Below are 19,078 nucleotides of genomic sequence, written 5' to 3'. Positions count from 1 at the left end.
GCGAGAGGATAAGGAGGGAAATACGCAAGCCAATGTAGAGGAGGACAGCACAACGCATTAGCGAACGCTTAAAAACAAAAACCCGCCATAAGGCGGGTCATTGTGCGAACACTGCATCTTTTTTTACGTTTTAGCGAGTGCTTACTTAGCAAGCTTCTCGCGGATACGTGCAGACTTACCTGAACGCTCACGTAGGTAGTAAAGCTTAGCACGACGAACACGGCCGCGACGCTTAACTTCGATGCTAGAGATGAGCGGGCTGTGAGTCTGGAACGCACGCTCAACACCTTCGCCATTAGAGATCTTACGTACAGTAAATGCAGAGTGCAGACCACGGTTACGCTTAGCGATAACAACGCCTTCGAACGCCTGTAGACGCTCTTTACCGCCTTCAACAACACGTACTTTTACAACTACTGTGTCACCTGCACCAAATTCTGGTACGTCTTGCTTCATTTGCTCATCGTTGAGCATTTTAATGATGTTATTCATGAATAAACTCCATACTAGTAATAACTGACCACTTTTACTCGCCTGCTTGGGCGGTATTAACAAACTCGGCTAATAGCTTGGTTTGTTCGTCAGTCAGAGCTAGATTTTCAAATAATTCTGGTCGCCGCAGTAAAGTTCTTCCGAGACTCTGCTGCAAACGCCAGCGTCTAATATGTTCGTGGTTGCCGCTAAGCAATACCGCCGGTACATCGATACCATCTAGGCTTTCGGGGCGAGTATAGTGGGGACAATCCAGCAATCCGTCAGAGAAGGAATCCTGCTCTGCCGACGCCTGTTTTCCTAGCACGCCAGGAACCAAACGAGAGACCGAATCGATCAGAGTCATCGCTGGAAGTTCACCGCCCGAGAGCACGTAATCTCCAATCGACCACTCTTCATCCACTTCCGTTTGAATAATGCGCTCATCGATACCTTCGTAGCGACCACACACTAAAATCAAACGCTCCGATTTAGCTAACTCTTCGACGCCCTGCTGTGTCAGCTTGCGTCCCTGAGGAGAGAGATAAATCACCTTAGCCTTATCACCCGCAGCGGCTTTCGCTGCATGGATGGCATCACGTAGAGGCTGCACCATCATCAACATGCCAGGTCCGCCGCCATAAGGCCTGTCGTCCACTGTTCTATGCTTATCATGGGTGAAATCTCTGGGATTCCACGTTTGCAACTCTAACAAACCGTTACTTACGGCCCGACCCGTTACACCAAAGTCTGTTACGGCACGAAACATCTCTGGAAACAGGGTTACTACCCCTAACCACATCTGTTGCCCCTCGACTTAGAAGTCCGGATCCCAATCCACTAAAATTTGTTTTTCCGCCAGATTCACCTCTAGGATGAACTGCTCGGTAACAAAAGGAATCATACGTTCCGTTTTGCCAAAGCCATCTTTCGCGTTGGCCTTCACAAGTAGCACGTCGTTCGATCCTGTTTCCACGATCTGGTCGACCTTGCCCATGTTGTAGCCTTTAGTATTCACCACCTCACAGCCGATAAGATCACGCCAGTAGAATTCATCTTCCGGCAGCGCCTTCATCGCCTCGGCGGGAATGGCAATCTCACAGTTAGTGAGCATTTGCGCTTGGTCTCGAGTGGTTACGCCTTCCAGGGCGGCGATAATCGCCTTACCTTGGTAACGCCACTGTGCAACCTTGACTTCGCGCCATTCACCTTGCTCTTTAATCAACCAGGGTGAATAGTCAAAAATATCTTCGACAGAATCGGTATAGCTAGTGATCTTCAACCAACCTTTAATGCCGTGACTAGCGCCTAATTTGCCTAGTACGACAGGTTCTTGGTGACTACTCATCAATCTATACCTAAACGCTATTAAGCAGCAGCTTTACGAGCGTCTTTGATCAGTTTCGCTACACGATCAGTAGTAGCAGCACCGTTAGCAACCCAGTGTTCTACACGATCAAGATCTAAGCGCAGAGCTTCTTCTTGACCACGAGCTACAGGGTTGAAGAAGCCAACACGTTCGATGAAACGACCGTCACGAGCGTTACGGCTATCAGCAACAACGATGTTATAAAATGGACGCTTTTTTGCGCCGCCTCGAGCTAAACGAATGGTAACCATGCGTCTTTTATCCTCTAATGATTTGCTTCTTTCTGAAGCAAAAATAAAAACTGGAACCCCGTGTTCGCGAAGAGTCCCAGATAGAAAGCCGCCCGATTCTACCTGAACCGGTGACAAATGCAACGTTTTTCACGCAAAAATAGCAAACCCACTAAGGGCTGAAAACCCTTAATGGACTTAGCTAAATCTATACAAAGTAAGACGATTAACGTCCCGGCATCTTCATCCCAGGAGGCAGCATGCCGCTCATGCCGCGCATCATCTTCTTCACGCCCCCCTTACCGGACATCTTCTTCATCATCTTCTGCATCTGAGTGAACTGCTTGAGCAGACGATTGACGTCCTGGATCTGGGTACCAGACCCCATGGCGATACGACGTTTACGAGATCCCTTGATGATCTCAGGGCGCTTACGCTCGGCCGGGGTCATAGAATTAATAATAGCCTCCATTTGCCCAGTCATCTTGCCATCCTGCACCTGAGCCAGAGCCTCAGGAGGAAGTTGACCAACACCTGGCAGCTTCTCGAGCATGTTCATCATGCCGCCCATGTTCTTCATCTGTTGAAGCTGTTCGCGGAAGTCTTCCAGGTCGAAGCTACCGCCCTTCTTAACCTTAGAGGCCAGCTTCATCGCCTTGTCTTTATCGACGCCGCGCTCAACCTCTTCGATCAAGGAAAGCACATCGCCCATACCCAGAATGCGTGAGGCGACGCGATCGGGATGGAAAGGCTCGAGCGCATCAGTCTTCTCGCCCACACCCAGGAACTTAATCGGCTTGCCGGTAATGTGACGAATCGACAGCGCCGCACCACCGCGGGCATCACCATCGACCTTGGTCAGTACCACACCTGTCAGCGGCAGAGCTTCGTTAAAAGCCTTGGCGGTATTGGCTGCATCCTGACCCGTCATGGCGTCGACCACAAACAGGGTTTCTACCGGCTGCACCGCAGCATGCAGTGCCTTGATCTCGTCCATCATGCTCTCATCGACATGCAGGCGACCCGCGGTATCGACGATCACCACATCGATAAATTTGAGCTTGGCATGAGCCATAGCCGCATCGACGATATCGATAGGCTTTTGCGAAACATCCGATGGGAAGAACTCGACCTCTACCTCATTTGCCAGGGTCTCGAGCTGCTTGATCGCCGCCGGACGATAGACGTCGGCACTGACCACCAGCACAGATTTCTTCTGTCTCTCACGCAGGAACTTAGACAGCTTGGCAACACTGGTGGTCTTACCCGCACCTTGTAGACCGGCCATCATGATCACCGCTGGCGGCTGCGCCGAGAGGTTTAACGCCTCGTTGGCCTCGCCCATGGCATTTTCGAGCTCACTCTGGACGATCTTGATGAAGGCTTGGCCTGGGCTCAGGCTCTTGGTGACCTCCTGGCCTACGGCGCGCTCTTTAACGCTGTTAACGAAGGCGCGTACAACAGGCAAGGCGACGTCGGCTTCCAGTAGCGCCATGCGCACTTCGCGTAACGTTTCTTTAATATTGTCTTCTGTTAAGCGACCACGACCGCTAATATTTTTCAGGGTGCGTGATAATCTGTCGGTGAGGTTCTCAAACATTATCGCGTTCTTTACCGTTTAGAATTTACATGATTGGGGCAGTATTATAGCGATGCGCAGATATTATGCTACCGCGCAGCGTAAGTTATGACTTACACCATAACACTCCCATGGAAGAAAAATGTCAAAACTTAGGAGTAACGCTCAGAAAGAACTAATTTTTGTGTGTAAAGCCTCTGCCCAAAATAGCATCCATCGTGTTATTCTAACGATCAACTAAGGATAATAACTCGACCGCCTCGCGCGGTTCGATAACCACAAGAAAGCTCACATAACGATAGGTTAATTTTCGATGGTGATTTTTTCGGCTTCAGCCATTTTCTTCTACAGTATCGCGCTCGTTCTGGTCGTCAGCAGACTGTTTCATGCCGATGGCCCTAACCGTAAAGCCGTTGCCGCCTTCGCCGCCGTGGCCGTGGTACTCCATGCCGCCGCCTTGTCTCAGGCCATCTTCACAGGTGAAGGGCAAAACTTTAGCCTGACCAACGTGATCTCCATGGTGAACTGGATCATCGCCTTCACCTTCACCATCTTGATGTTCCGCCTCAAGGTAATCGTCGTCGTGCCTGTGGTCTACGCCTGTTCTGTTATCTCGGTAGCCTTGCTGTGGCTATTGCCACCAAAATATATCACCCACTTCGAGCTTTACCCCGAGGTGTTGGCCCACGTGGTGCTGTCGCTGATGGCATACAGTGCCCTGATGATCGCGGCCCTCTATGCCATCCAACTGGCAATGATTCAAAACAAGCTGAAGAAGAAGCAGCTGATGCTGAGCCCTGCGATTCCGCCGCTGATGACGGTAGAGAAGCAGCTCTACCATCTGGTGATCATCGGCGTGGTGCTCTTGAGCCTGTCGCTGGCGACCGGCTTTATCTTCCTCGATGACATGTTTGCCGACGGCCAGGGCCATAAGGCAATTCTCTCTATCATGGCCTGGTTTACCTATATCGCCATGTTGGCACAGCAGTACTGGGTGGGTTGTAAGATCCGCACCGCTGTGGCCTACACCCTAACCGGCGCCACTCTGCTATCACTGGCCTACTTCGGCGCCCGCATCGTCAAAGAGTTGATCCTGCAATAGGCTAAACACGCTAAATACTGCGCTCCTCACCTAGGTCAAGATGGACTAAAGTGCGACCTAGGTGAACTTGACTCACAGTCCAAATCGCTGTATTTACTAAATCTTAACGCCATTCTTACTCATCAACGCCAAAGTGGGGCCACTGATTGGAAGCTATATCCACCAGCGTACTTGTCATCATCCTGTTCGTACTCATCATCATCTCCGCCTATTTCTCCGGCTCTGAAACCGCCATGATGTCGCTCAACCGCTACCGCTTGCGTCATCTGGCCAACAATGGTCATAAGGGTGCCAAACGCGCGATCAGACTGTTAGAGCGCCCGGACAGGCTGATAGGCTTGATTCTGATCGGCAACAACCTGGTGAACATCCTCGCGTCGGCCATCGCCACCATCTTGGGGATACGCCTGTTTGGTGACGTCGGGGTAGCTATCGCCACGGGTGTACTCACCCTGGTGGTGCTAGTGTTTGCCGAGGTGACCCCAAAAACAGTGGCCGCCTTACACCCTGAGCGTATCGCCTTCCCGTCCAGCATACTGCTCAAAGCGCTGTTGGTGGTGCTATCCCCCTTGGTGAAGATAGTTAACTTTATCACCTCCACCTTCCTGCGCCTGCTGGGGATCCGTTCGGTAAAGGCCGATGACGCCTTGAGCCAGGAAGAGCTGCGCACCGTGGTACACGAGGCCGGCGCCCTGATCCCACAGCGCCACCAGGAGATGCTGCTCTCTATCATGGATCTGGAAAAGGTCACGGTCGAGGACATCATGATCCCCCGCTCAGATCTCTACGCCATCAACGTCAACGACGATTTTAGCCGCATCAATAAACAGGTGATTCAGAGCCCACACACCCGGGTCCTGCTCTACCGCGACAACATAGACGATGCCGTCGGCTTCGTTCACCTAAGGGACGCCCTGCGGCTGCAATCCAAGCAGCAGTTCAGTAAGTCCTCGCTGCTGCGCGCGGTAAAGGAGATCTACTTCATTCCCGAGGGGACTCCCCTCAACGTGCAGCTGGCCAACTTCCAGCAGAACAAGGAACGTATCGGCCTTGTGGTGGATGAGTATGGGGATATTCAGGGGCTAGTGACGCTGGAAGATATTCTCGAGGAGATCGTCGGCGACTTTACCACCTCGATGATCACCACGCCTAGCGAGGATATCAACAAGCAGCAAGATGGCAGCTTCGTCATCGACGCCACCATCAATATCCGCGATCTCAACAAGGAGATGGACTGGCACTTCCCTATCGATGGGCCTAAGACGCTCAACGGCCTGATCCTTGAGTATCTCGAGGAGATCCCTGAGCCTAACACCTCTATGCGCCTCTCGGGCTATCCGCTTGAGGTCGTCGAGGTGGCAGACAACATGGTGAAAACGGTGCGGGTCATGCCTCAGCACTACAAGGCACCCAAGGGCAGTCGCAACTAATCTCACTATTATTCAAAGAAGGCGCTCTAAGGCGCCTTTTTGTTCTCCCCCATAGCGACCAAAGCGCTAATTGTCACTCACTATTTCTCGGTCTTAGCGGCATGGGTCAGGGCGCGGCGCTTATCTCTCGCTAAGGGGGTTATCGCCTCGTCTAAGTCCCGCTCCAACCCCAACATGAAGTAGAGCTCTGCCATCAGAAAGAAGGGACCGATCAACAGCTGGTTAAGATCGTCGATAAAGGCCGGCTTAGCCTTCTCATACTTGTGGCCAATCAACTGGAAGATCCAGCCAATCACGAACACACCGATGGCGATGGGCCATGCCTGTTCCATCCTTGACACCAGAAAAGAGGTGTAGAGCACGGGCAGAATAAACAGCACCAGTCCCAGCGCCAGCTTGGTATTCAGTGCAAAATAATAGACCAAGACGCCACAGGCAAACAACACGGCCACGTTAAGCTCAAGCCCTATAGACTCGAAGCTATACAGGCTAAAGGGGATGGTATTTAACATCACGAAGGCCGCCCAGATGATCAGCGGAATGCCGACAAAGTGGGTCTTAATATTGGTGGGGTTGAGGTGAACACTCTTATAGGTAGATAGCTGCTCGATTGCAGATTTCATGACTCGGCTCCATCGTCTCATTATCTTACGAGACCAAAGCCAGCCCTATCGCAACAACCACCCTTCAGGCAGTCAGGCTAAGTGTGACGCTCGTCTCAGTTAGCCTAAGCTAAAACATTTTATTAACAGATGCCAGAGTAATATGGTTTTTCAAACTATCGAAAGAAGAATTGAAACAGTCCGAATTTCTGAATCTTAGCACTCCTGGGAGCAATCTTGTGCCACTTAAACAGGCCGCATTATCGAGACAAGAATCTAGGTTGACTCGAGGATAACTGTCGCCGTGGCGTAGTGCTTCTCATCGGCGATAGAGAGGTGAGCATGGCTGCCTCCCAACTGACGTAGCCGCTCGGCCGCGCCGCCTTGAAAGGCGATAAGCGGCGCGCCATTGGTATCATTACTGATCTCGATATGTTGGAAGGACACGCCGCGGCCTATGCCGGTACCCAACGCCTTGGCGGCCGCCTCTTTAGCCGCAAAACGTTTCGCCAAGTAACGACCGGGCTGGGAGGAAATCAAGAATATTGCCATCTCTGCCTGGGTCAGCACACGCTTGGCGAGCGGACACCTAGCCAGCTCCGCTTCATCTCCAGCCGCAGGCACCTTGTCGGCGATGCGCGCGATCTCGACAATATCTGTCCCTAAGCCAACAATCATATGCCCTTCCCTACCAGCCACAACATGAGATTAATTCTAACGAACTGACGACTACTGACCGCTGCGACCTTCGATCATCAGCTGCTTCATGTCGCGCACAGCCCTATCTAGACCGTCAATCGCGGCGCGGGCAATGATGGCATGACCGATATTGAGCTCATACAGCTCTGGAATGGCCGCGATGGGCTTCACATTATGATAGTGAAGACCATGGCCCGCATTGACCACCAGCCCCTTACCGTGGGCGTAGGTTGCCATCTCGGTGATACGTGTCAGCTCCTTGGCCTGCTCGGCGTCTGTCTCCGCGTCGGCGTAACAGCCTGTGTGCAACTCGATAACAGGTGCACCCACGGCAACGGTGGCATCGATCTGCACCGGGTCGGCATCGATAAACAGCGACACCTTGATACCCTGGGCGGTCAAACGTTCTACCGCCACGCGGATCTTATCCTGCTGACCCGCGACATCCAGGCCGCCTTCAGTGGTCAGCTCTTCACGCTTTTCCGGTACCAGACAAACATAGGTAGGCTTCACCTCACAGGCGATATCCAGCATCTCGTCGGTCACCGCCATCTCGAAGTTCATACGCGTCTTAATGGTCTTGGCCAGCAGATAGATATCTCTGTCGCAGATATGACGTCTGTCTTCACGCAGATGCACGGTTATGCCTTCGGCGCCAGCATGCTCGGCAACCGCCGCCGCATGGACGGGATCCGGGTAACTGGTCCCACGGGCCTGACGCAAAGTAGCAATGTGATCGATATTAACGCCTAGATGAATACGGCTCATGGAAAGTCCTTAAGTGTAGAGTGTCGCGATTGGAATTTTGCGCCTATTTTACTAAAGCTTAATGGAAGGCCACAAGGGAAACACCCGATGAATATGCGCAATGGACTGCTGCAAACATGAATGAGGAGCTACTTGCTGTAACTAGATGGCCTGTTGCCCTTTAAAAACAGGGCGCGCGACTTGAGCGGCTTGTCACCCAGCAGGGGTGACAGTAACTGCCTCATCAGGAGTTTTGCCTGTTTAAAATCGGCCTCTGTCAGCCTGTCTTCCTCCAGGGCGCGTAGCATCTCGCCGCTGAAATGATTGGGCTTCGGGCCGAGCGCCGTGCTAAAGCCCTCCTCAGACAAAAGGCGGTAATAGAAATCGGCTTCAATTGGGCTGCCATCGATATCCAGGTTGAGCGATGGCATCACCCCAAGCTCCTTGAGCAACGCCAACTCAAACTGTCTGAGCTGCGCCTCGCTAAAGGCTGCCGCCATGGCCATAAGTGTCTTATGATAGGTAAAGAAGAACTGCTCGGCGCCATGCTCAACTGACAGGCAGCGTACCAACAACTCGTTAAGATAGAGACCGGCGAAACTGTCATTACCGCTCAGAGGCACAGCCGGGCTGGCGGCCTCCACCTGGTACAGGCTCTTGAGGCTAGTGCGTCCCGATAGCTGAAACAACAGGGGCTGAAAGGGTTGCAGTATGCTCTTGATGGAGGTCTTGCCACTGCCCAGGCGCGCAACAGCATCGACCCTACCCTGGCCGTCCACCAATAGATTGACCAGCACGCTCGACTCCCGGTAGGGGCGGGTGTGCAGTACATATCCCCTGTGCATTGCCCTCTTCCTTAATCCCTGTTTACCAAAAACAATGCTGACAAAAAAGCCGAGATAAACACAAGCTTCGCGTGACTACCTCGGCTTACCTTTATTCTTGCAGGCTTAGCTCTCACCATAGCCTAATGAACGCAGGGCGCGCTCATCATCGGCCCAACCCGACTTGACCTTAACCCAGACCTCGAGGAAGACCTTGTTGTCAAACAGGACCTCCATATCTTGACGCGCCTGAGTGGCAATGGTGCGAATGCGCTCGCCCTTGTTGCCGATCACCATACGCTTCTGCGTCTCGCGCTCCACCAAGATCAAGGCATTGATCTGATAGACGCCGTTATCCATCATCTTAAACTGCTCTATCTCCACGGTTGCATCGTAGGGCAGCTCGTCACCGAGGAAACGCATCAGCTTCTCACGCACGATCTCAGAGGCCATAAACTTCTGGGATCTGTCGGTAACATAATCCTCGGGGAAGTAATGTGGCGACTCGGGCACCGACTCCAAGGCCAGCTCCATGATGCGCTGCACATTGGTGCCGTGAGTTGCCGAGATAGGCAAGATCTCGTCAAATTCAAACTTGGCCGCCAGGGTCTGTAGATGCGGGAACAGCGCCTCTTTGTCCTTGATGTTATCCACCTTGTTGATGGCCAGAATCGTCTTGCGGCCATCGTCGCGGCTATGAAGCTTCTTCAGCACCATCTCATCGTCTTCGGTCCAATTGAGACCATCAACCACGAATACCACCAGACTGACCTCGGCCAGCGAGCTGGACGCCGCACGGTTCATCAGACGGTTGATGGCGCGCTTCTCCTCGATATGCAGACCAGGGGTATCGATAAAGACCACCTGACGCGGGCCTTCGGTATGGATCCCCATGATACGATGGCGCGTGGTCTGCGGCTTCTTGGAGGTGATAGAGATCTTCTGGCCCAGCAGCTTGTTCAGCAGGGTCGACTTGCCCACATTGGGGCGACCGACGATAGCCACCATGCCGCAGTAGGTCACCTCATACTGGCTGCCACTGCTGCCGCTGTTCATCCGCGCCAGCAGCTCGTCTAGACTCGGCTCTTGTGCACCTTCTGGCTGCTCGGGTTTGTTACTCATTTCTTGATACGCTCCAACACTTCTGCTGCGGCAATCTGCTCCGCCTTTCTCCGGGAGTTCGCCACGCCGATAACGGCTTCTTTTAGCTGCTCGACCTTACACTCTACGGTGAAGGTCTGCGCATGGGCTTCGCCGCTGATGTTCACCACTTTATAGACAGGAAGCGGCTGTTTAAATCCCTGCAGGTGCTCCTGCAGCAGGGTCTTGGGATCTTTCTGATTTACTGGCTCGATCACCGCCAAACGGCTCTTATACCAGTTTAGTACTAAAGTACGGCAGGTCTCGAGATCGGCATCCAGGTAAATGGCACCAATGATCGCCTCAGTAGCATCGGCCAGGATAGATTCGCGACGAAAGCCACCACTCTTGAGTTCACCCGGGCCCAGCTTGAGGTAATCGCCGAGCTTAAACTCCTTGGCGATCTCCGCCAGCATCTTGCCGCACACTAAGGTGGCGCGCATCCGGCTCAGATCACCCTCGGTCGCCTTAGGGAACTGATGATACAAGGCGTCTGAGATAATGATCGACAGTATCGAATCACCTAAAAATTCTAATCTCTCGTTATGCTTGCTAGCCGCACTACGGTGGGTTAACGCCTGCTCCAGCAACGCGAGTTGCTGAAATTGATAACCTAATGTTCTACCCAAACGCGGTAGATTCTTAATGGGTTCCATCTACACAATTCCGCCTACACGGTTAAAACGTACGCCTGTCGGTACCCAGGTGGGTAAGAAGTCCGACGGCTTACGCTCAAATTCAAAACTAATCCAGATCGCCACCGCCTTACCGACAAGATTGGCCTCGGGCACGAAGCCCCAGAAGCGTGAATCTGTGCTGTTGTCGCGGTTGTCACCCATCATGAAATATTGCCCCTCGGGTACGATAAACTCACCCACCGCCAAATTGTTCTCGCGGAAATAGTATGAGGTCGGCTCACCGCGCCCTGGGTTAATCAGGATATCGTGGGTCACATCGCCTAGCTGCTCCTTGTAGCGCAGCAGCGGGATATTATCCTGAGTAAATTCGCCCTGATTCACACCGGCGCGCTCAATTTTCTCAAGCTTGGGACACTCGCTCTGACCTTCTGGGCAGGCTCTTTGAATAAAGAGGTCCTTATTGCGATAGACGATGCGATCCCCCGGCAGACCGATGACACGCTTGATGTAATCAATCTGAGGGTTTTCTGGGTATTTAAATACTGCTACGTCGCCGCGCTGAGGCTTGCCTGTCTCGATAAGCTTGCTACGCCACACAGGATCTTTCAGCCCATAGCTAAACTTTTCCACCAGGATAAAATCACCCACCAACAGGGTTGGCATCATAGATCCCGAGGGAATTTGGAAAGGCTCATAGATAAAAGAGCGTAGGATTAACACGAAAGCGATTACCGGAAAAATCGAACGCGAGGTCTCCACTATGGTGGACTCACGCACGATTTTTTCGGCGCTCTCTTCGCTAATCTCCTGGTTGGCCGCCTGGGCTATTGCCAACTTTTGTTGACGCTTGGGCGCTAATACCAAGGCATCGAACATCCAGATCAGGCCGCTGCCTAGGGTTACCAAGACCAGGATAAGGGAAAAATAAGCTGCCATACGCTAACTAACTCCTGAAAAATGCTCCAGTACAATGAGGTGATGAATGCCTGTCAGGCAGGCCTTTAGCCCATTTATACTGTAACAAACAAAGCGCCGCAAACCGCGGCGCTCATTATCAATCACTATTAACAATTATTAACTAAAAAGTGATTACTCATTGATCTTCAGCACGGCGAGGAAGGCCTCCTGCGGGACTTCGACGTTACCCACCTGCTTCATGCGCTTCTTACCCTCTTTCTGCTTCTGCAGCAGCTTCTTCTTACGAGAGACGTCGCCGCCGTAACACTTAGCGGTGACGTCTTTACGCAGGGCTTTCACCGATGAACGGGCGATGATCTGGCTGCCAACGGCCGCCTGAATCGCGATATCGAACATCTGCCTTGGGATCAGCTCCTTCATCTTGTTCACCAAGGCCAGGCCTTGGTAACGCACGTTATCCTTGTGAATAATCATCGCCAGCGCATCGACGCGATCGCCGTTGATCAGCACGTCCAGACGCACCATGTCAGCGGCCTCGAAGCGCTTAAAGTTATATTCCAGCGACGCATAACCGCGGCTGGTCGACTTCAAGCGGTCGAAGAAGTCCATTACCACCTCGGCCATTGGCATATCATAGGTGATCGCTACCTGGTTGCCGTGATAAACCATGTTGGTCTGCACGCCACGCTTCTCTACACACAGGGTGATCACGTTACCCAGGTACTCTTTTGGCACCAGGATATTGGTCTCAACGATAGGCTCGCGCATCTCTTCGATGTTGTTCATCGGCGGCAGATCCGATGGATTATCGACATAGATGGTCTCACCCTTAGTGGTCACCACCTCATAGACTACCGTTGGCGCCGTGGTGATCAGATCCAGGTTGTATTCGCGCTCGAGACGCTCCTGAATGATCTCCATGTGCAGCAGGCCCAGGTAACCGATACGGAAACCGAAACCCAGTGCCGAGGAGGTTTCCGGCTCGAAGAAGAGCGACGCATCGTTCAGGCTCAGCTTATTGAGCGCATCGCGGAAGTTCTCATAGTCATCGGTCGAGATAGGGAATACACCCGCATAAACCTGAGGCTTCACCTTCTTAAAGCCAGGCAGCGGCTCCTCGGCGCCATGTTTAGCCAGCGTCAGGGTATCCCCCACTGGCGCGCCGTGGATCTCTTTGATGCCGGCGATCACGAAGCCCACCTCACCAGTCTTCAGCTCGTTGGTATCTGTCTGCTTAGGCGTGAAGATACCGACGCGATCGGCGTTATGGGTCTGACCGGTCGACATCACCTTAAATTTATCGCCCTTCTTGAGCACACCGTTCTTGATACGCACTAGAGAGACGACACCCAGGTAGCTGTCGAACCAGGAGTCGATGATCAAGGCCTGTAGCGGTGCATCCGGGTCACCTTCTGGCGGCGGGATCTGAGCCACTATGGTTTCCAGGACATCGCTGATGCCTATGCCCGTCTTGGCCGAACAACGCACCGCATCGGCGGCCTCGATACCAACGATATCCTCGATCTCGTCGGCGACACGCTCAGGATCAGCCTGTGGCAGGTCAATCTTGTTGAGTACAGGAACCACATCCAGATCCATATCCAGAGCGGTATAGCAGTTTGCCAGAGTCTGCGCCTCAACGCCTTGACCCGCATCGACCACCAGCAGTGCACCCTCACAGGCGGCCAGAGAACGCGATACTTCGTATGAGAAATCCACGTGACCCGGGGTATCGATGAAGTTCAGCTGATAGGTTTCACCATCTTTGGCTTTGTAATCGAGAGTCACACTCTGGGCTTTAATGGTAATGCCGCGCTCACGCTCGAGATCCATTGAGTCCAAAACCTGCGCCGCCATCTCGCGGTCAGACAGGCCGCCGCACTCTTGAATAAGACGGTCAGAAAGGGTTGATTTGCCATGGTCTATATGGGCAATAATCGAAAAGTTTCTAATATGCTTCATTGTGCGAAATGACTAAACTCGAAATTGAAAATGATCTAAAAGTGCCGAATTGTACCTGATCGCTAAACTAATACCAATTGGAATCAATCGGACGAGGTAAATATATGGCTAACTGGCAGGTGAAATACCGCCTATGGGTCTGCCGAGGCGTGAGAGGATCACCGGCTGACTGTTAATCTCCAGCGCTTTGGCCCAGCGCCGACCCAGCCACCAGGCGCCAGTTGCTCCACTAAGTCCAAGAACGATCGCCAGCAGATCGCTACCGCTTAGCCCAGATAGACTCGCTAGGAAATGCCCCAACGCGGCGCCGACAAACAACCCAGCGAGCGGCATGAGATAAACAATGGCGGCCGCCTTTAAGATAACGCTCTCGGGCAGGCCTAACTTTAACAGCTCACCCGGCTCATACTGGGTATCGCAGGGCAGCGAGAATCGCTGCACCTTAGGCGAGAAAGCCTTGGACACGGCCGAGGTGCCACATGAGTCATTGTTATCACAATGATTGCAGGCATTTTTAACTTTCACTTCCACCGTGACCCAGCCGTCTCCCGGGCATCTGATCACTGTGGCGGTTTCTTCCATCATAACGAGATCACTCTATGGTGATGCTTTTGGCGATGCGGCTCAGGGTCTCGGCCGGCACCTTACCCACGGCAACCACCTCGGCATTGCCCACCCGCTCGGTGGCCAAAGAGAGACCGTTACGTGTCATCAGCTCATCGGGCAGCGCCGTCTCGCCAGCTCTGGCCACGTACACAGAGATATTCACCAGACCATCACTCAGGGCGATATACTCGACCGCCTCATGGCTACCTATGAGCCTGTGATTATCCTTGACCAAGATCTTAAAGCCTTGTGGTAACCATTTAAATTGCCAGTTATCGGCCTGCTCCCTTTGGGGCTGAGGCATGATCTCCGGCCAGTCCTGCTTATAGGCCTCATGCAAAATTGCGGGGGCATCGTCCAGGACAATCAGCTCCACCACCAGCACCTGCTCCAGCAATTGCTTCTCTAGATTGAGCATGTCATAGCGCAGCGGCAGATAGGTATCCATATCCAGCCACACCTGATAGCTATAGCGATTGTCATCGTTGGGAATGATACGCACTAGCTGGCCAGGACGCCCGGCCAGGCGCGAACGTCCACCCAGGACAAACTGGTAACCCGACTCAAGATCCGCAATAGAACCGGCAAATGCCGGAGGTAAGACGCCCTGAATACGGTCGGCCCTGACGCTGTAGGCAGGTTGATCGTGTTCGATAAAGGTTACCGTGTTAGCCACACGCACGACATTTTTCGGCGGGCCGTTGAGGTGCTCGAGGAAGGCAACCTCATGTTCATCGACCATTCCGTGTATATAGACTAGGGGGCGAATGTGATCCGCTTGCAGATGGATCAGGGACATCTTGAATTCTTGCCCTTTTAAGGCGAGGCTCATATTTTCGAGCCAAGCCTTAGCGGACAACTCTTCCTGCGCACTGACAGGGAAGACGAGGACTAACAGGGCCAACCAAATAAAACGCAAGCTAACTCCTTAACAATACCAATCGACACAAAGAGTATAGTCAGTGTGACCAGTATAAATAGCTTCTAGTGATTAACCGGAACCGGCGTAGGCTCACTATTGTCGTCTATATTGGCACTATTATTCAATCTTTGCTGCAGCATATGATCTTGAATATAGGTGTTGATGCGATGACGCTGCTCCATCACACGCTCATTGGTATAGCTTTGATTTTGTTGAACCGGACCAGTCTGTAGGCTCACTGGCGACGCGCTGCCAATCAGCGGACGGGTATTAAGTACAGGCATAGGCGCGGCATCTTCGACGCCACCCTGATTATAATTTTGCACGCCAATCACGGCGACCAAGGCAACGCTGGCTGCGATAGCATACTGACCAAACTGCTTAAACAGTGGTACCACACTCGCAAGCTTATGTTGAGGTAGCTCTTGAGGAGTCTCTTCGGGCGCGTCGACACGCTTAGGCACAAGGATACTAGGCTCAAGCTCGATAGCCGCGGCAATGTTGGCACTGAGATCCAGATTGATCGCAGCGGGCAGCTCACCACGCATAGCATCACCTATCATGTGATAATCACGCCACTTTTCATGTGAATCCGTATCGGCTGCTAATTCAGCCAATACCTGCTCGTCGACTTCACCATCAACGGCAGCGGAGACCCATTCCTGACCTAACTTATCCATTTATCACCCATTAAATTTAGTGTATCGAATAAAATGCTTCATCGTTCCAGCAATGGCTGCAACTTCTTATCGATGGCTTCACGTGCCCTAAAGATACGTGAACGCACTGTGCCCACAGGGCACTCCATCACATTGGCAATCTCTTCATAACTCATGCCATCTAGCTCTCGCAAAGAGATGGCCATCTTCAATTCTTCCGGCAAGGTATCGAGCGTATCGAAGACGACCTTCTGAATCTCATCTGACAGCATGAGACGCTCGGGGGAGGCAAACTCCTTTAGCGCATCGCTGCCGTCATAATATTCGGCTTCTTCCGCATCGACATCGTTGGCAGGCGCTCGCCTACCCTGTGCCACTAAATGATTTTTCGCAGTATTGACCGCGATGCGATACAACCAAGTATAAAACGCACTCTCACCCCTAAAGTTAGGCAACGCACGATAAGCTTTGATAAAGGCTTCCTGTGCCACATCTGCCACGTCGGCCTGATTACGCACATAACGGGCAATCAGATTAATCACTTTGCTCTGGTATTTATGTACCAGCAGGTTAAAAGCGTTTTTATCTCCTTGTTGCACTCGCTCAACGAGTTGTTGATCACTTATCTGTCCACTCATCCGAGCCGACTACTCCTAAATCTAAAATGCTGATTTCTCAGTCGCTCGAATCATATTCACATATGTAGACTAGCCCACATCGAAAAAGTTCTAAAAAAATTGCGATATCCACATTTATTTTCTACGGCGAGATCAGTATCCATAAATGGCGTCTTGGTTTACCATAGACAATACTCGCATAACTTACCATGATACCTGATGAAACAAGTAGTTGAACATCAATCTGACGTTTTGGTTATCGGCAGCGGGGCTGCTGGTCTGACTTTAGCGCTACATCTGGCTGAAAAATCAAACGTAATCTTACTCTCCAAGGGCCCACTCAGCGAAGGATCAACCTACTACGCCCAGGGCGGTATCGCGTCAGTATTCGATGAAGAGGATACCATCGAATCTCATGTTGCCGATACCTTGATCGCCGGCGCCGGGTTATGCGATGAAGAAGTTGTGACCTTTACCGCCGAAAACGCCAAGAGCGCCATGGAGTGGTTGATTCACTGCGGCGTCGCCTTCGACAAAGAAGAAACCGCCGATGGTGACGAGAGCAATGCCCCCTACCACCTGACCCGCGAAGGTGGCCACAGCCACAGACGCATCTTGCACGCGGCCGATGCCACGGGCAAAGAGGTGCAGGTGACCCTTCAGGAGCGCGCCCAGAACCACCCCAATATTAAGGTGCTTGAGCGATATAACGCCATCGACCTTATTACCACACGCAAACTTAAGCGTCCCGGCAACCGCGTCCTCGGCGCCTATGTATGGAACCGTGACGAAGAGCATGTCGAAACCGTTAAGGCTCGCTTCGTTGCCCTGGCCACAGGTGGCAGCTCTAAGGTGTACCAATATACCTCGAACCCTGATATCGCCTCGGGCGATGGTATCGCCATGGCATGGCGCTCGGGCTGCCGGGTGGCCAACATGGAGTTCAATCAGTTCCACCCCACCTGTCTCTACCACGCCGACGCCCGCAACTTTTTGTTGACCGAGGCCCTGCGCGGCGAAGGCGCCTATCTTAAGCGTCCCGATGGTAGCCGCTTCATGCCAGACTTCGACGAACGTGGCGAACTAGCGCCCCGCGATATCGTGGCTCGCGCCATAGATTACGAGATGAAGCGCCTCGGGGTCGACTGTGTCTATCTGGATATCACACATAAACCCGCAGACTTTGTGATTAAGCATTTCCCGACTATCTATAAACGCTGCCTGGAGCTGGGGATAGACATCACTAAGGATGCAATTCCTGTGGTACCCGCGGCTCACTACACCTGCGGCGGCGTGATGACAGACCTTCATGGTCAGACAGATCTCAACGGCCTCTATGCCATAGGTGAAGTGGCCTATACTGGTCTGCATGGCGCCAACCGTCTGGCCAGCAATTCGCTGCTGGAGTGCCTAGTGTTTGCCCGCGCGGCGGCCGAGGATATCGAGAGCCAGCTGGTCAAGATCCCTATGCCGGGCACGCTACCCGACTGGGATGAGAGTAAGGTCTCCAACTCGGATGAAGAGGTAGTGATCGCCCATAACTGGCATGAGCTGCGCCTGTTCATGTGGGACTATGTGGGGATCGTGCGCTCGGATAAGCGACTCGAGCGTGCCCTGCGCCGCTGCGCCATGCTGCAGCAGGAGATCCAGGAGTACTATAGTAACTTCCGGGTGAGTAACAACTTACTCGAGCTGCGTAACCTGGTACAGGTTGCCGAGCTGATCATCCGCTGTGCCATGGAGCGTAAGGAAAGCAGAGGCCTGCATTACAATATCGACCATCCCAACAAGAGCAATAACCCGCTACCGACCATATTGCATCCCGAGCAATAAGTTAGGGGTATTAGCCAAATCTCAGCAGCAGACGACACAGGTGGCGATAACCTGTGTCGTCGAACATATCCCGCCATAAGATAGCCAGACGTTTCTGCTCCCCCTCATACAACCAGAAGAGCACCACCAAGGGACTCACCCAAACCCGGCGATAGCTAAGGCATTGCTCGTCAGGCTCCGCAACATGCAACTGATGATTTTGAGTGTCGAGCATGTCTTGGATAAGACCTATCTTGCCCGACTCATCCAGCCAGAAGGCAAAAGACCAGCTTCTTAGCACAACAAACTGATAGAGAAAGAAACCGATTGTCGTCAGCAAGAGGCCATATTTGAAGATGAGAAACCAGAGGGAAACAATCGGCGGCCAGACCAGGAAACTAGCTAGGCACACGGCCGCGAAACAGACCAGCGAGAGCCGCTGGTCAAAGGAGGCTGTCAGGTAAAAGTTATGGCGCCGCCCGACCACGGACCTTGACCACCATGTCGGCAAGCTGTGGATCTGGACAGGCCTCATGGCCCATAAACCAGGCAAACAACTCGGGGTCTTCACACTCTAACAGACGAACAAAAACCGCCTTATCGTCAAAAGACAGCTGTTCATATTGAGTCTCAACAAAGGGTTGAAACAATACATCAAGCTCTAACATGCCCCGTCGGCACGCCCATCTTACTCTGGCTATGTTCATTGGCTCTGACACACAACTACTCCCTTATTTTCGATTGGCGATAG

At 52.6% G+C, this 19,078-nt stretch carries 22 protein-coding genes; 3 read left to right on the top strand and 19 right to left on the bottom strand.

The genetic code is table 11. The annotated features are described in order from the left end of the window. Nucleotides 1–141: 141 nt before the first annotated feature. The 5 genes from rplS to ffh form a co-directional block, all read right to left on the bottom strand. Nucleotides 142–492 (bottom strand): 50S ribosomal protein L19, encoded by a 351-nt coding sequence (rplS, locus tag GNT65_RS05095; protein ID WP_011864870.1) that lies wholly within the window; start codon nucleotides 490–492, stop codon nucleotides 142–144. Nucleotides 493–526: 34 nt separating this feature from the next. Continuing rightward, nucleotides 527–1,273 (bottom strand): tRNA (guanosine(37)-N1)-methyltransferase TrmD, encoded by a 747-nt coding sequence (trmD, locus tag GNT65_RS05090; protein ID WP_160794039.1) that lies wholly within the window; start codon nucleotides 1,271–1,273, stop codon nucleotides 527–529. 15 nt (nucleotides 1,274–1,288) lie between these two features. Continuing rightward, complete coding sequence (gene rimM, locus GNT65_RS05085; RefSeq protein ID WP_160794037.1) at nucleotides 1,289–1,819, bottom strand: ribosome maturation factor RimM; 531 nt, start codon at nucleotides 1,817–1,819, stop codon at nucleotides 1,289–1,291. Nucleotides 1,820–1,839: 20 nt separating this feature from the next. Further along, complete coding sequence (rpsP, locus tag GNT65_RS05080; RefSeq protein ID WP_012154307.1) at nucleotides 1,840–2,091, bottom strand: 30S ribosomal protein S16; 252 nt, start codon at nucleotides 2,089–2,091, stop codon at nucleotides 1,840–1,842. Nucleotides 2,092–2,296: 205 nt separating this feature from the next. Beyond that, nucleotides 2,297–3,670 (bottom strand): signal recognition particle protein, encoded by a 1,374-nt coding sequence (gene ffh / locus GNT65_RS05075; protein ID WP_160794035.1) that lies wholly within the window; start codon nucleotides 3,668–3,670, stop codon nucleotides 2,297–2,299. A gap of 292 nt (nucleotides 3,671–3,962) precedes the next feature. On the opposite strand from ffh, the gene GNT65_RS05070 reads away from it, so the two are divergent. Both GNT65_RS05070 and GNT65_RS05065 read left to right on the top strand, forming a co-directional pair. Further along, entirely contained in the window at nucleotides 3,963–4,751 is a 789-nt protein-coding gene (locus GNT65_RS05070; RefSeq protein ID WP_160794033.1) for a cytochrome C assembly family protein, read from the top strand. Nucleotides 4,752–4,897: 146 nt separating this feature from the next. Continuing rightward, nucleotides 4,898–6,181, top strand: a complete 1,284-nt coding sequence (locus tag GNT65_RS05065; protein ID WP_160794031.1) for an HlyC/CorC family transporter — start codon at nucleotides 4,898–4,900, stop codon at nucleotides 6,179–6,181. An 80-nt stretch (nucleotides 6,182–6,261) separates the two neighbouring features. On the opposite strand, the gene GNT65_RS05060 is transcribed toward GNT65_RS05065, so the two are convergent. The 12 genes from GNT65_RS05060 to rpoE all read right to left on the bottom strand — a co-directional run bounded on the left by GNT65_RS05060 (nucleotide 6,262) and on the right by rpoE (nucleotide 16,536). Next, the gene (locus GNT65_RS05060) at nucleotides 6,262–6,804 is read right to left on the bottom strand and encodes an Mpo1 family 2-hydroxy fatty acid dioxygenase (protein WP_160794029.1); all 543 of its coding nucleotides are present in this window, start codon (nucleotides 6,802–6,804) and stop codon (nucleotides 6,262–6,264) included. Between the two features lie 255 nt (nucleotides 6,805–7,059). Further along, nucleotides 7,060–7,461, bottom strand: coding sequence for a holo-ACP synthase (gene acpS / locus GNT65_RS05055; protein ID WP_160794027.1), 402 nt, complete (start codon nucleotides 7,459–7,461; stop codon nucleotides 7,060–7,062). Between the two features lie 51 nt (nucleotides 7,462–7,512). Further along, nucleotides 7,513–8,250: a pyridoxine 5'-phosphate synthase gene (gene pdxJ / locus GNT65_RS05050; protein WP_160794025.1), complete on the bottom strand. Its 738-nt coding sequence runs from the start codon at nucleotides 8,248–8,250 to the stop codon at nucleotides 7,513–7,515. Between the two features lie 128 nt (nucleotides 8,251–8,378). After that, complete coding sequence (gene recO, locus GNT65_RS05045; RefSeq protein ID WP_160794023.1) at nucleotides 8,379–9,074, bottom strand: DNA repair protein RecO; 696 nt, start codon at nucleotides 9,072–9,074, stop codon at nucleotides 8,379–8,381. 105 nt (nucleotides 9,075–9,179) lie between these two features. Continuing rightward, nucleotides 9,180–10,175: a GTPase Era gene (era, locus tag GNT65_RS05040; protein WP_160794021.1), complete on the bottom strand. Its 996-nt coding sequence runs from the start codon at nucleotides 10,173–10,175 to the stop codon at nucleotides 9,180–9,182. Further along, a complete protein-coding gene (rnc, locus tag GNT65_RS05035) occupies nucleotides 10,172–10,849 on the bottom strand; it encodes a ribonuclease III (protein ID WP_160794019.1) in 678 nt (225 codons plus the stop codon). The genes era and rnc overlap by 4 nt, the downstream gene beginning before the upstream one ends. Beyond that, nucleotides 10,850–11,767, bottom strand: a complete 918-nt coding sequence (lepB, locus tag GNT65_RS05030; RefSeq protein ID WP_160794018.1) for a signal peptidase I — start codon at nucleotides 11,765–11,767, stop codon at nucleotides 10,850–10,852. 153 nt (nucleotides 11,768–11,920) lie between these two features. Then, nucleotides 11,921–13,711: a translation elongation factor 4 gene (gene lepA / locus GNT65_RS05025; RefSeq protein ID WP_160794017.1), complete on the bottom strand. Its 1,791-nt coding sequence runs from the start codon at nucleotides 13,709–13,711 to the stop codon at nucleotides 11,921–11,923. 108 nt (nucleotides 13,712–13,819) lie between these two features. Further along, complete coding sequence (locus GNT65_RS05020) at nucleotides 13,820–14,296, bottom strand: SoxR reducing system RseC family protein (protein WP_160794016.1); 477 nt, start codon at nucleotides 14,294–14,296, stop codon at nucleotides 13,820–13,822. A gap of 7 nt (nucleotides 14,297–14,303) precedes the next feature. Continuing rightward, nucleotides 14,304–15,236 carry a MucB/RseB C-terminal domain-containing protein gene (locus GNT65_RS05015; protein WP_160794015.1) on the bottom strand — a complete coding sequence of 311 codons (933 nt, stop codon included), beginning with the start codon at nucleotides 15,234–15,236 and terminating at the stop codon, nucleotides 14,304–14,306. Nucleotides 15,237–15,301: 65 nt separating this feature from the next. Beyond that, nucleotides 15,302–15,919, bottom strand: coding sequence for a sigma-E factor negative regulatory protein (locus GNT65_RS05010; protein WP_160794014.1), 618 nt, complete (start codon nucleotides 15,917–15,919; stop codon nucleotides 15,302–15,304). Between the two features lie 38 nt (nucleotides 15,920–15,957). Further along, nucleotides 15,958–16,536 carry an RNA polymerase sigma factor RpoE gene (gene rpoE, locus GNT65_RS05005; RefSeq protein WP_011864852.1) on the bottom strand — a complete coding sequence of 193 codons (579 nt, stop codon included), beginning with the start codon at nucleotides 16,534–16,536 and terminating at the stop codon, nucleotides 15,958–15,960. Between the two features lie 198 nt (nucleotides 16,537–16,734). On the opposite strand from rpoE, the gene nadB reads away from it, so the two are divergent. Continuing rightward, entirely contained in the window at nucleotides 16,735–18,348 is a 1,614-nt protein-coding gene (nadB, locus tag GNT65_RS05000; protein ID WP_160794013.1) for an L-aspartate oxidase, read from the top strand. Between the two features lie 10 nt (nucleotides 18,349–18,358). Here nadB and GNT65_RS04995 read toward each other — a convergent pair whose 3' ends face one another. Then, nucleotides 18,359–18,862 (bottom strand): protein YgfX, encoded by a 504-nt coding sequence (locus tag GNT65_RS04995; RefSeq protein ID WP_420853498.1) that lies wholly within the window; start codon nucleotides 18,860–18,862, stop codon nucleotides 18,359–18,361. Continuing rightward, nucleotides 18,795–19,034 (bottom strand): FAD assembly factor SdhE, encoded by a 240-nt coding sequence (locus tag GNT65_RS04990; RefSeq protein WP_160794269.1) that lies wholly within the window; start codon nucleotides 19,032–19,034, stop codon nucleotides 18,795–18,797. Before GNT65_RS04990 ends, GNT65_RS04995 begins: the two co-directional genes overlap by 68 nt. Nucleotides 19,035–19,078 lie beyond the last annotated feature (44 nt).

Origin of the sequence: Shewanella insulae, assembly GCF_009831655.1 — a bacterium.
In the GTDB taxonomy this organism is placed as follows: domain Bacteria; phylum Pseudomonadota; class Gammaproteobacteria; order Enterobacterales; family Shewanellaceae; genus Shewanella; species Shewanella insulae.
The sequence above is the reverse complement of the archived record's forward strand: the minus strand, read 5'-3'. Positions and strand labels throughout refer to the sequence as shown.